The following is a 13,469-nucleotide window of genomic DNA, read 5'->3' on the forward strand; positions in this document are numbered from 1 at the left end:
CCCCGCCTCAATCAACTATGATCAAGTGGGGGCAAAAGCTTAAAACCAGTTCCTACTCAATGATTGGCTTTAACTCGTAGACCTGTCGAATCCACTCGGTTTGCTGTTGATCGACAACCCGAATCGTCATTAAGCTATCAGTTGGCGGCAGCAGCGCCCGATCTATTGCAATGCTGCTGATCGACATAACTGGACTTGCTTGGGTTAACAATTGGCCTTGGCTTGGTGGATGGTACTCCACGACGACGGTTAGGGTTAGTTGATTGCGTTGAACTTCGTTAATTTTGACCCAATACCCGCTATGACCATACGCTGAAGTAAAGACGCTCACAATAATGGTGGTCTGCATATCCACAGCTTGAATTGCTTCACGATTGACAAAAGGCTCTTTATATTTCGGGAGTTCTTCAAGCAAACGTGTTTGCTCATAGTCAGTTTGGGTGAAACGCAGATTTAATACACCTTCTGCATATGGATAATCATCAAAGCTCCCATGGTTATCATCGAGATCTGCAAGCCGAGTAAATGGCAAGACTTGAACTGGCTGTTGGCTACTACACCCAGCTAGCAAAATGAATAGTAATAAAACATCGAACATTTTGTGCATAGCTACTTCCTTCGACCATGAAGATTCAAATGAAACCTGTTAGGCGATGAGTTGATACCACGAGTGTAGCAAGCAGCAGTTGCAGCAACGTGCAGAAAGAGTGCACGATTGCAGCAGATTGGCAGCAGCAAACGTATCGATGATCTTGGTTGGCAGAATGACGATTAGATGAGCATCCGGTTGCGAGCGAAGCTGTTTGCTAGACGTTGCCCTGCGAATCTGCTATCATCCATGGGCTTTTGTTAGCTTGTGGAAGAATGAACAACGATGGAAAAACAGCAGACTGAAGGGCTAAAACAGGCTTGGTGGCGGCTTGGCATCGGTGGGTTAATGCTGATCCTGATGCTTGGCTTGATGTGGCCAGCCTTTGAACGTGGCTTGGCGCGACGGCCAGTCTTGAACTTGCAAACCCCAGATGATGGCCTCGAAGGCACATTATTACATGAAGCCCAACTGATTCGGCGTGATCGCTCGTTGTATCGCCCGATTGTGGCCGAGGAATTTATTTCCGCCCCATATACCCCGTTACACCCCATGCTGCTTTCGTTTATGCCGTTTGATCCTGAGCGACCATTTACTGCAGGGCGTTGGGTTTCGCTGCTTTCAATGTTGGCGATTGGCCTGATTATTAGCCTGTTTGTGGCCAGCAATACCCGCTATTGGTTGCTTGGCTTGGCGCTTGGCGCGTGTTGGTTGGCCTTTCCGCCTGCCCAACTCTGGGCGTTGCGGCTCAAGCCCGATTTATTTGCTTTGAGCTTTAGTGCGCTCGGGCTGCTGTTGGCAAGCTGGCGCGAAGGGCGCTGGTTTGGCTGGGCGGCAGTTTGTTTTGGCTTGGCATTTTTGGCCAAACAAACCTTAGCGATTGCTCCGCTGGCGGTTGGTCTGAATTTACTGCTGCACGATTGGCGCAAAGCACTGAAGTTTGGCACACTGGCGATTGTAGCTGCTGGCCTGCCCTATTTAGCCTTGGATCTTGTGACCGATGGTTGGGCAACACGCCACATTTGGGGCTTACACCGCTCAGAGTGGTGGAGCTTTGACCTAATGTGGAAGTATGTGCGCTTGCTTGGCTGGTCGTTGCCATTGTTGGGGTTGGCGCTGGTTGGTTTGGCCTTGCAGTGGCGCAATTTTGCGATGCGCCAAGCAGGGCTGTATGCAGTGCTTGCGCCAATTTCGCTGTATGGAGCTGGTGAAATTGGCGCACATCATAATCATCTTTTAGAGACTATGCTTGCTTGGACTTTGGCTGGAGGACTGGCGTTGGGCTTGTTGCTGGAGCTTGGCTTGAGCAAACGTGGCTGGTGGCATGCGCTGACGGTTGCCACGCTGAGTGCAGGCTTAGTGCAAGGCTGGTTATTGCGCCAAACGCCAAGTTGGTATGGTGGCGAGTTTGCGATTCTCGATTTAGAACGTTTTGTGCCCTATATTCAATCCAAGCCTGGTGATGTGTTGCTTGATAACCCTGGCTTGGCGCTTGCGGCTGGTAAACCGCTGATTTTTGATGATCCATCGACGATGGGGCCAGCGATTGAGAGCGGTGTGTGGCCCGCCCATGGTCTGTTTGAGAGCATCAGGCAACGGCGCTGGAGCCTAATCATGTTACCCTTCAACGTGCAAACTGATCAGATTGATGTAACTGGACGCTGGACTGAAGAAACAATTCGTTTGATTGATCAATATTATCAGCTTGAATTTGCGGATACAGTGTTTACCTATGTGCCAAAACCCTAAAAGGCGATTGCCAGCACCCCCTCCGAGATGCTGGCAACCCTTTTTGCATTCATCAAAACACTCTAACCAAAAAGACCCGCGGATACGGTTCGACAGCTTCAAAGCTGCACAAATACCTAATTGTTATGCCTAATTCAAGCGGCTGCCTGCCGAGGAGACCCTCGCAGGGGCTGGGCTTGTTAGCGTTCCTAGCGGTTGACCTTAAAATTACGGTTATGTCACATCACGCCAGGATGATAACAATGCTTCAAATTGATAACCGAGCAGCAGATGGGAATTCGTCGGTGATCAGTCACCACCAGCCCGATCCATGTGCATGTCTTCGTGCGTTTCCCCATAGCGCTGATATGCTAGTTGCTAGTTTCGACGCACCACCGACTATTTCCATAGGCCAATCCTACAGTCGATAGCGGTGATCAATTTGGGGTTTGGTTGATTTGTTCAGGTGCTGTTCCCGCTGAACCGTATCCATACGGGCTACGCTGTTAATATACTTGGCTGGCCAGTTAACTACAAGCGCTTCATCGCTGTTTTACGATGAAGCGCTGAAAAGGGCAATTTTGGGCTTGCTAGCGGTTCGCTTAGTTCAGTTGTGTCAACAATTAATAACGCAAAAATACCTAGGGTCAATTATTGAAAAAAGAAAAAAATACCTAGGACTAAAAAGAAAGTTACAACTGCAATCAAGACGAACTGAATGGTAGTGGTGAATTTTGCCCTTGCTGAGCTTGCAAAATTGCTGCTTGCTTGGAGGCCGAAGGTTGGCGCTGCTGTGCTTGGCCGATTGATATCGACTGGGCGGGCTTTTGGTGCGCGCTGTTGCGGCTGGGTAAACTGATCGACGAATAGATCTTCTGATGGTGCTGGTAAGGGAATTGTGAATTCGCTTGGGATGCGCCGTTGGAGTGCATGTTGCAGCTGGCTCACAAACTCGCCAACTGATTCTTGGCGTTGCTCAGGTCGTTTGGCTAAGGCGCGTTCGATGACTTGGGCGACTGCTGGTGAGATATTGGGCACAACCTCTTGCAGCGGTGGAATGCGCTCTTGCAAAATTTTTTGCACCAGCTGTGGCGAGGCAGTATCCGTGCCAAATGGCCGCGAATTAGTGAGAGTTTCGTAGAGCACCAAGGCCAGCGAATAGAGATCCGAGCGCGGCGAAGCTGGCACTTCCTGCATAATCTCAGGTGCCATATAGGCGATTGTGCCGGTTACATTGCCGGTTTTGGTGAGCCGAATATACTGCGCCGTGCTGGCAATGCCAAAATCGGCTAAAACTGCTTGGCCATTGCTGCGAAAAAGAATATTACTCGGTTTGATATCGCGGTGAATAATGCCTTTGCTATGAGCATATTCCAAGGCATAGCCAATATCAATCCCGATTTTAATCACATCTTCGACGGCAAGCGAGCTGGCGATCATGCGCTCTAATAACGAACCATCGTCAATATATTCGAGCGCAATAAAATAGACCTCCTCGTCTAGTTTGGGGTGGGGTACTGCACCGGTCTCATACGATTGAACGATATGCGGGTGATGTAAAATCCGCACAGCATCTGCTTCGTTGAGAAAGCGGGTTAACAGTTCACCGACATGAACGAGCATCGACGGCAAGACTTTAAAGGCTGTGGTACCGAACTGTGGATGTTCAGCCTTGTAAACAATTGCCATGCCGCCTTGCCCGATCTGCTCAGCTAGATGATACTCCCCAAGTTGAAGATTACTTAAGTTTTGCATAGAGGGCCACCTAATGCTAAACATTGATTGTGATCATAGACAGAGCGCACTAGCTTGTGCGCTCTGATCGCGTGATCTCCGACAAACATTATGGATTAATTGGCGGCGCGGTCGGTATAGCGGTTGGCCGTGGCGTATTGGTTGGTGGTGGTTTTGGACAACCACTGCGTGATGGATCGCCTGGCTCATTGGGACAATTATCGACGTTATCGGGAATAGTATCGCCGTCTGAGTCAGGAATTGGCGTTGGTGGTGGTGGCTCGGTTGGCGCCGGACAGCCATTATTTGGCCCAGCAACTCCAGGACAGCCATCAACATCGTCGGTAAACCCATCGCCATCGCTATCGACTGGCGCTGGGGTGTTGGTTGGTGGAACCTCGGTTGCTTGCGGCACTGGAGTATTGGTTGCCCGAGGCCGCGCTGTTGGTTGCGGCTGTTGTGGTTGTGGACGCGCCGTCGCTACAACCGCATTTGATGTGGCTGTTGCTTCTGGTGTATTGCTTGGCTCTGGAGTTGGGCTATTTTCAGGAGTTGGAGCCAAGGTACTGGTTGGAGCACCTGGATCAACGATGCCAATTGGTTGGGTTCCAACTGGGGTTCCTTGACTGGCACTACCAGTGGTTGCGGTTGCCCCGCCATTGGGATTAACCTGAACCGAGTTTGAAGTTTCGGTACCCGTTGTGTTGTTGGCAGGATTGTTGCCTGATAGAATGTAGACCCCAATTAACACCAGCCCTAAAATGCCGCCGCCAATGCCAGCAATTAAGGCCTTCTTTTTGTTATTGGGTCGGTTGAGTGCGATTGAGCCTGTGCCTGCAAGATTGAGATTTGATTCTGAGCTAGGGTTAAGACTTTGATTGAAGGCAGTTGCAGGCCGGGCGACCTCGATTGGCCGGGCATTAACTGTGCGATTTGGCCGTGAACCTGGCCCACGCACGGGGTTCTGGCCAGTAAGCGGCTGATTGACCCCGGATAATGGTTGGTTAACCCCTGAAACAGGCGCATACATTTGGGTGCTTTCGCCGCCCAAGGCCAGATTGACCCCACTCGGCGCACCGACCGCTTCCGGCGCATAGATCTGCGTCCCATCGTTTGGCAATGAAACGTTGACCTGCGAGTTTTGACCGCCTGGTAAGGGCTGGTTGGCTCCGCTGAGCGGTTGATTAACCCCACTCAATGGTTGATTAATCCGACTATTTGGACCAGTTCCTGCTGGTGGTGCGTAGATTTGAGTACCTTCGGCGGGCATGGCCATATTGGCAGCGCTAGCTGGGCCAGCCATTGGCTGGTTTGGCTTGGAAAGTGGCACATTGGCCGCACTCGCAGCCCCAACCACAGGATTAAACACTCGGGTACTGGTTGAATCGCCTTCAGAACTGCGTTCGCTACGGCTGCCGCCTGGGCGGGCAATTGGGATCATGGGCTTGCCATGGACATTCAGCGGCACATCTGGTTTGGTTGTCGTGCGCCCAAATTTAGCCTGTTTGAGCGCTTCAACAAAATCAGACATGTTTTCGAAGCGTCGTTCAGGATCTTTGGCAGTAGCGCGTTCAATAATTTGGGCCATCAAGGGTGGCACATGGGGGGCTAGTTCGCGCAATGGTGGCAAGGGTGTGCTGATAATTTTGCTCAGCGCAACTGCGATATTGGCATGCATGTTGGCATAGGGGTTTTTGCCCGCTAAAGCCTCATACAAAATTAAGCCAAGCGCATAAATATCCGAGCGCGCATCAGCACTTTGGCCTTCAGCAATTTCTGGTGCTGTATAGGCAACAGTCCCAGCAAAGCCGCCTGTTTTGGTCATGCGGGCTTCATTACTGACCAGCGCAATCCCGAAATCGGCGAGCACAGCATGGCCATCATGGCGAAACAAAATATTACTTGGTTTGATATCGCGGTGGATAAACTGCTTACGGTGTGCGTAATCTAAGGCCGAACCAATATGCAAGCCCATCTCAATCGTTGGGTTGAGTTGTTGACGGGGTTGCTTTTGTAAGCGTTCGCTGAGTGTGCTACCGCCAATAAATTCCATGGCAATATAATGGATTCGTTGGCGGGTATTGTTGGGATCAGGAATATCACTGGCTTCATAGAGCTGCACAATATGCGGGTGGTGCAGTTCACGAATCGCCCGTGCTTCGAGCATGAATCGTCGGAGCGTGTCGGTATCGTGGGCGAAATAAGGCGGCAGCACTTTAAAGGCGACTGAGCCATAGTCGGGATGATGTGCTCGATAAACGAGCGCCATCCCACCACGACCTATTTCGTCTTGCAAGGCATACTCGCCCAACTGTGTATGTTCAAACGACTCCATAGCAGCATCCTACAACGAAAACAGCGGAAGACCGCTCTCTTCAGTACCAAAGATTAACTATTCTCGACAACTTCGTTGCTGCCCCATTATCACACTATTCGCTAGCCTTGACAAGCGCCAGCATAAATGCTAAGCGCGTCGATCCAATCGACCTTGCGTTGGAGGCCAAGCGTGTGCGCTTAGGGTTGATATAAGGCTTTAACCCGATATACTGGGGGTTTATCGCCGAGTTTAGCAGCCCAAACAATATTAATCAGATAGGTTGTGTTGGCTGCAATTGGCACATTGCTCAACAACTCAGCAGTTTGGCCTGGATTTCCCGATTGCTGATAGACTTGAAACTGGCCGTTGCCATCACGATAATACAGATAGAGATTAAAATCGTGCTGGTCAGGGGTGATGTTGTCAAGCTGGATTGTTACTCTGCCGCCAACAGCCACTTTGAATTGGTAATAATCAAAGTTACTTGGAACTTCGCCAATAAAATCGCTTTCGCACCAACCACCAGATAAGGCAATAACCCCAGCTGTTGTTGAAGCATTATTGGCAGGCTCCCCAACATGAATACACGATTGTAGGTCGCCGACGACCGGAGCAAACAGTCGGGCGCGCGAGATGCCAATTGTGGTGCGAGCACCACCAATGACGCTTACATTCGCGGTTTCTGAACGGAGTTCAACTTGAAATTGCTCATATGGTTCAGCAACAGCGTTCGACAAAATCCCAATGTTGATCAACGCATAGCGGCGTAGGCCAGTAATGGTCAAGGCATTGCCAGTGCCAGCAGTTGGCGAAAAATCGCTGCCCGCGACAGCAGTACCACTGAAAGTCTGATAGCGTAAGTTAAGGCTAATACTCTCAGTCTCACCTGCACCATAGACCATTACTTTGAGCCAAACACTCATTCCCTCAGTCGTCTGAACCGCAGTCCGTTCCCACGCTACTGCGATGGCTTGGGGGCTTGCCTCTGCGCTTGGTGAGCTAGCTTCCTCGGCATGAGCAACCGGCAAGGCTATGAGACTAAAGATTATGAGGAGGAACACTGACCAACGTTTGTTGTGCATAACCTAAGAATCCTTGTTGCTAGAATCGGCTGGTGATCGCTGGTTATGAGTTTGGCAGGCGCAACAGCTGCGAGCGTTACGCCATGCCAGTGAATCATTTATGGCCTAAAGGTCACGTTTACGCGATAGGTTGGGACTTTATTTCCACTCGAGCTTGCCCAATAAACCCCAATCAGGTAGTTCGTGTTGGCTGCGATTGGGGCATCGATGATGCTCTCGGCCAATTGATTGCTATTAATTGATTGTTTGTAGGCTTGATATTGACCATTTCCATCACGATAATAAAGATATAAATCAAGATCGTGTTGATCAGGCGTGGTATTTTCGAGCTGAATGGTTAATTTTCCAGTAGTCGACTGCGTGACGCGATAGTAATCAAGCGCACGAGCTGCCTCGCCACTAAAGTTGCTGTTACACCACCCGCCACTCGCGGCAATTTCACCTGACGATACAGGAAAATTGTTATTTGGTTCGCCAACATTAATACACGATTCAATTGTGCCGACTGCTGGATTCATGATCCGTGAGCGGGCTATTGCGATCGTTAAACGTGCAGGCCCAGAAATAACCGTACTTGATGAATCTGAACGAAGTTCAACTTGAAAAGTTTCAATTGGCTCATAATAACTATTATTCAGAATGTCAATTTTTACATAGACAAATCGATCAGTGCCACTAATCGCGCCTTTGGTGCCATCACGCCAATTGGTTGGCACATAATCATCGTTGGGGGTTGCTTGTTGGCCAAACGTTTGATAAATAAATTTAAGATTAACATTCTCGGTTGGCCCAGCCCCAATCACATTAATCCGTAACCAAACATCGACCCCTTCGGCAGTGGAGACAAACGTTTTATCCCATGTAAGGGTTGCGGCGCTGGGCACATCAGGGCTGGCATAACTTGCTTGGGGCAAAATCCCATGAATTAATAAAAGCAGAATGAGGATTCTAGCAAATTTCATAATTGCGATACTCCTTAATAACGATACAAATCGTAGGTATTATAGAGGGAATCGAGCAATCCATAAATGGCCTAGCGCCAATCGGCGTTGAGCCGATAGCTTGGTACTTTCGAGCCACTTGATCTCTCCCAGTAGACCGAAATTAAGTAGTTGCTATTTGCTGCAAGCGGTGCAGTAATGAATTCTGCTTGCTGGTCTGGGTTAGTTGATTGCTGATAAAATTGATATTGACCAGTGCCATCAAGATAGTATAAATACAATTGGAGATCATGCTGATCGCGAGTCGTATTTTCAAGTCGGATCGTGATTGTTCCATTGCTGCTTGGCTTTAGTCGATAATAATCAACTGCAAGCAGTTGTTCATTTCTAAAATCACTGTTACACCAACCGCCATTAGGCGCAATCACCCCAGCGCTTGTCGCTGTGTTATTGGCTGGTTCGCCTACATGAATACATGATTCTAAATAGCCAACAACTGGGTTCATCAGCCGTGAACGGGCAATGCTTACGGTTGCCCGGGCTTGCCCAGAAATCACTGTGCCTGAAGCATCGGAACGCAGCTCAACTTGGAAGGTTTCGATTGGTTCGGAGTAGAGATTATTTAGGATATCAATTTTTACATAAGCAAAGCGCTGAAGCCCAGTAATCACACCTTTAGTGCCAGAAGGCCAATTGGTTGGCACGTAATCATCGTTGGCTGTTGCTAGTTGGCTAGCGGTTTGGAAGATAAATTTAAGCTCAACTATTTCAGTAGGCGCGGCTCCAACAACATTAATCCGTAACCAAACATCTATCCCTTCGGCAGTTGATACAAAGACTTTATCCCAAGCTAAAGTGACTGCTTGCGGTGTTTCAAGATTGGCATAGCTAGCACTTGGGAACAAACAGAATAGGCAGAGAAAAAGAGCAGATTTTGCAAAGCTGCGCATCACTGATGATCCTCCTCACGACTGAATAATCTCCTTGTTGCCACACATTGGTGGAATAGCAGGGGCTTGTATTGGTTGTACAAGCCCCTGTTTTTGATGAACCGTTATTGGAAGCTCGCACTCAGATCATAGGTTGGAACGTTGCTTCCAGTTGCAACAGCCCAATAGGCTGTGACGAGATACAAGCCGTTATTATTGCTGGTATTAGCGACAATTGGGAAATTGATTACGTCATCCAATTGGTTGGCATTATCCGATTTCGCAACTTCGTCGTAGCTATTTGTGCTTGTATTGTATTTGTAGAGGTATAAGTCAAGGTCATGTTGGTTGGGAGTTGTATTTTTTAAGCGAATAGTAACATTCCCGCCAACTCCTGAGCTGATGCGGTAATAATCAACCGCTCCAGGATTTTCGCCATTAAAATCACCATAACATGGCCCACCTGAAATTGCTAAGAACCCACTTCGTGCTGGAAGGTTATTGTTGGGTTCGCCCACGTCTTGGCAGCTTTGGAAGTTGGCAAAAGCGGGATAGAATTTTGTATCTCTGACGATTGTAATCGTTGCTCGATTGCCACGGGATTCAATCGTGCCATTCGAGACAGTTACATCAACAAAGAAGATTTCGTTTTCCTCGTTGATCGTATCGCTAACCGTGCGCAACTGAACATACAGCACTTGTGATGTACCACTGATGTAACCAGTAATTTGCTTATCGCGTGATTGATTAGTTTGTGGTAGGGTGATTTCGCGATCAAAATCCGTATCGATATCAGCGCCATTTGCTGCATTGCTGGTATAGAGCTCAATATCAATCCGAATCCCACTGGTGGTATTAATTGGCGTATCAGTGCGCAGGGCGAGCCACGCATCCTTACCTTCAACCACTTTGACATCAATCAAATCCCACTTGACTAATGGCAAGGCCTCAGCATCAGTTGGTTTTTCAACCACTGGTGGGCTGTAATTGACATCAGGGCTAGATTTTATTGCTTTTTGGGCTAAGCTTGGGCTTGGCAAGCTGCCTATTAATATCAGCAGACTAATTATGAATAAACGTTTAAAGGCCATTAAGCGAACTCCTTATTAACACATACTTCACTGCTATGGCTGCCAAACTCAGGCTTACGGGCCTGGAGTTGGTGGAACATTTGGTTTTGGAGTTGGTGGGGTTTCCTTGGTTGGCTGCGGCACATCGGTTGGGCGTTCGGTTGGCTCAGGCCGCGGCGTATTGGTTGGTGGTGCTTCCACCGGTTTTGGACAGCCATTGCGTGATGGATCGCCAGGCTCGTTTGGACAAGCATCGCGATCATCAGGAATGGTATCGCCATCGCTATCGGCAACAGCTGGTGGTGCAGTTGGCTCAACTGGAGCAGGACAGCCATTGTTTGGCCCAGCTACATCGGGACAAGCATCGATATCATCAACAAAGCCATCGCCATCACGATCGCTTGGAGCTGGCGGATTGGTTGGTTGGACTGCTGGCGGATTGGTTGGTTGGGCGACCACTGGTGGATTGGTTGGTTGGACTGCTGGCGGATTGGTTGGTTGGATGACCGCTGGTGGGTTGGTTGCCTGTGGGCGTGCGGTTGGGTTTGTGCCCGGAGCGCTGGTGGCTTGAGGGCCAAGCGTATCGGTTGGGACTGGGTTTTCGGTTGCTTGCTGAATCAAGAGCGCTTCAGCAGTTGCGGTTTCCGCAGGCAAGGTAACAGTTGCAAATGAACCGTCATCGAGCTTAATGACAGGGCGGGTTGGAATGACAACCGCATTGCGGCCACTGCCATTGGGGTTAACCTCGTCGCCGCCCATGAACACAATCCCGCCGAGGAGGGCTGCGACCAACAAGATAACGCCCAAAATCCCGCCTAAGGCGCCCCATTGAATTGGGGCTGGCCCATTGCGCACAACCACATTGGTAATGTTATCGTGGCCGCCGCGCTCGTTGGCAAGGCTAATTAATTCAGTTGTGGCATTTTGGGGTGCATTTTGAGTGGCAATTTTGCCAATTTCCTCTGCTTGAACCCCATCGGAAAGCCCATCCGAACACAGCACAATCACATCATCTTTGCCCAAAACCAGTTCATCGCTGAAGTGGGGCGTTACCTCAGGGTCGCCCATGGATTGCCAGAGGCTTTTGTTCATGGCGTTGACGTGATCTTTGGTTTGGACGGCGCGATCGTATTCGGTGTTATTAGCGCGGAACAAATAGCCTTTGCTATCGCCAACATTCGAAAAAATAATCTTGCGCAGGCTACCTTCATCCCAGACCAACGCCAGCACTAAAGTAGAGGCGCGGTTGGTATTGCCAGCCTCTTTATAGACCATTTTGGTCGCATATTGGATGGCAGCGTTGAGCTGTTCTTGTTTGTTTGTATAGCTTTTTGGGTCGCTATTATAGAAAAACTTAGTTGTATATTCAACAACCGCGCGACTAGCTAACTCGCCATCATCATTCCCGCCGACGCCATCGGCCACGACATAGAGCCGACCATGGCTGGCAAGCAATTTGTGATCGATCTTAACACTAAAACCAGTTGCGCCGCCGCCACGGATTTTGGCGAAAAGTTCTGTCACTCCATTGACAAATTTGGTGCCAACACTGCGTTCATCGGCATGCCGCCATGCCAAATTGTCTTCGTTGTTGTTGCGTTGTCGCCCAACATCGCTTTGACCATAGACCACGAGATTGGGCAGATTAGCTGCTTGACTCATTGCAATGCTCCTTGGTGGCCTATTGTAAGACGGTTTCTGGTAACCATCCTGTTTCTCCATCGCTGATACGTTGTACATTAAACCATTTGCGTCGATCGCCGCTGATAGTGCTAGGTGTTTCATTAATAACGCGAAACTTCTGGCCTGTCAGGGCTTGGCCACTTTGCAGGGCATTTGCACTTCCATCGCCTGGTTGTGCCCGTAGAATATAGGCTTGGGTCAGCGTCACTTCCCTGCTACTGGCTACCGTCGGTTCAACAATTGGTGGCAAGGTTGAGGTTGGAATGACCTCAATCGTGACCGTTGGGAAACCGCCAGGGTTTGGGCTTGCTGCTGCTGGAAGGGTCAAGGTTGGTGGGAGTGCTGCCTGATCGGGCGTTGCTTTGCCTGCTGGCACAGGCGTATCATCGCCACCAAAGAATAAAAAGAGCACTGCAATTAAAACCAGAGCACTAATCACCCCAATACTGATCATCGTCGAGCGGCGTGAGTTGCTAATTGGCATGCTTGGCGCTGCAAACGCGGCCCCATCGTTGCGCAAAGCTTCGTGCATGGCCATGCTGAAGGCTGCACAGGAGCTATAACGATCGCCTGGCTCAAAGGCTGTTGCTTTTAAGAAGACCTCGATCGCGGTTGGATGTTTGGCCAAGTTTTTACGAATCCGCTCGCTCTGGGCCGCTAGTTGTTGGCGATAGCCTGTGTTCCAAGTAGCCAAGGCTGCTTGATAAATTTGCGGATCATCCGACTCCAAGCCTTTGATTTTTGGTGGCTTGATAGTTGGAATTGTATCGCCAGTCAGGAAGTAGTAGACAACCAAGGCCAAGGCATATTGGTCGGTGGCTGGCACTTCGTGCCCAGTATATTGCTCAGGCGCCATATACGGTGGCGTGCCAAATCCACGTTCATCAACCAAGGCAAAGCGCTCGTGCGACGCCACACTAAGGTCAATCAGAATCGCATCGTGCGAGGCTTTATCAACCAAAATATTATCGGGCTTTACGTCGCGGTGAATAACTGGGCTATCTGGGTGGGCAATATGCAAATAATCCAAGGCGCTGCCAATTTGTTCGGCAATTTGCAGCGCAATGGTTTCGCTTTTTTGTTTGGCTAATTCTTTGTTGCTATAGGCATAGACAAACGTCGTGGCCAGGGTATATGGCTCATCACGCACGTTACTATGCACAAAGCCGATCACATGCGGGTGCTCGGCTTTTTTCAGCAAGCGCTCCTCATTCATAAAATACTGACGAACCTGAGGAAGTTTATTCGTCAGAAATTTAAGCGCCACTTCTTCACGATGGCCATCATCGTGGTTGATGATCGCATGGTAGACCGGGCCAGAAAGCCCTTCGGCCAAACGATCATCAACAATCTCATAGCGCCCATATTGTTGACCTGCAACAAGATGCATTGGCGA

At 49.5% G+C, this 13,469-nt stretch carries 10 protein-coding genes; 1 reads left to right on the forward strand and 9 read right to left on the reverse strand.

The window, feature by feature from the left end; all coding sequences use genetic code 11:
* Positions 1 to 52 precede the first annotated feature (52 nt).
* A complete protein-coding gene (locus tag SE18_RS05660) occupies positions 53 to 607 on the reverse strand; it encodes a hypothetical protein (protein WP_054533457.1) in 555 nt (184 codons plus the stop codon).
* 267 nt (positions 608 to 874) lie between these two features.
* On the opposite strand from SE18_RS05660, the gene SE18_RS05665 reads away from it, so the two are divergent.
* Entirely contained in the window at positions 875 to 2,338 is a 1,464-nt protein-coding gene (locus SE18_RS05665) for a glycosyltransferase family protein (RefSeq protein WP_054533458.1), read from the forward strand.
* Positions 2,339 to 2,968: 630 nt separating this feature from the next.
* On the opposite strand, the gene SE18_RS05670 is transcribed toward SE18_RS05665, so the two are convergent.
* The 8 genes from SE18_RS05670 to SE18_RS05705 all read right to left on the reverse strand — a co-directional run bounded on the left by SE18_RS05670 (position 2,969) and on the right by SE18_RS05705 (position 13,463).
* Positions 2,969 to 4,072, reverse strand: a complete 1,104-nt coding sequence (locus SE18_RS05670; protein WP_054533459.1) for a serine/threonine-protein kinase — start codon at positions 4,070 to 4,072, stop codon at positions 2,969 to 2,971.
* An 88-nt stretch (positions 4,073 to 4,160) separates the two neighbouring features.
* Positions 4,161 to 6,386 carry a serine/threonine protein kinase gene (locus SE18_RS05675; protein ID WP_054533460.1) on the reverse strand — a complete coding sequence of 742 codons (2,226 nt, stop codon included), beginning with the start codon at positions 6,384 to 6,386 and terminating at the stop codon, positions 4,161 to 4,163.
* Between the two features lie 179 nt (positions 6,387 to 6,565).
* Positions 6,566 to 7,450, reverse strand: coding sequence for a pre-peptidase C-terminal domain-containing protein (locus SE18_RS05680; protein ID WP_054533461.1), 885 nt, complete (start codon positions 7,448 to 7,450; stop codon positions 6,566 to 6,568).
* Between the two features lie 98 nt (positions 7,451 to 7,548).
* Positions 7,549 to 8,412, reverse strand: a complete 864-nt coding sequence (locus tag SE18_RS05685) for a PPC domain-containing protein (protein ID WP_054533462.1) — start codon at positions 8,410 to 8,412, stop codon at positions 7,549 to 7,551.
* Positions 8,413 to 8,483: 71 nt separating this feature from the next.
* Positions 8,484 to 9,341: a hypothetical protein gene (locus SE18_RS05690; RefSeq protein WP_054533463.1), complete on the reverse strand. Its 858-nt coding sequence runs from the start codon at positions 9,339 to 9,341 to the stop codon at positions 8,484 to 8,486.
* Between the two features lie 104 nt (positions 9,342 to 9,445).
* Positions 9,446 to 10,411 carry a hypothetical protein gene (locus SE18_RS05695; RefSeq protein ID WP_054533464.1) on the reverse strand — a complete coding sequence of 322 codons (966 nt, stop codon included), beginning with the start codon at positions 10,409 to 10,411 and terminating at the stop codon, positions 9,446 to 9,448.
* Positions 10,412 to 10,465: 54 nt separating this feature from the next.
* Positions 10,466 to 12,052 carry a PP2C family protein-serine/threonine phosphatase gene (locus tag SE18_RS05700; RefSeq protein ID WP_054533465.1) on the reverse strand — a complete coding sequence of 529 codons (1,587 nt, stop codon included), beginning with the start codon at positions 12,050 to 12,052 and terminating at the stop codon, positions 10,466 to 10,468.
* 19 nt (positions 12,053 to 12,071) lie between these two features.
* On the reverse strand, positions 12,072 to 13,463 hold the full coding sequence (locus SE18_RS05705) for a serine/threonine protein kinase (protein ID WP_054533466.1): 1,392 nt from the start codon (positions 13,461 to 13,463) through the stop codon (positions 12,072 to 12,074).
* Between the last annotated feature and the right edge of the window lie 6 nt (positions 13,464 to 13,469).

The sequence above is a fragment of the Herpetosiphon geysericola genome (assembly GCF_001306135.1).
Taxonomy (GTDB): domain Bacteria; phylum Chloroflexota; class Chloroflexia; order Chloroflexales; family Herpetosiphonaceae; genus Herpetosiphon; species Herpetosiphon geysericola.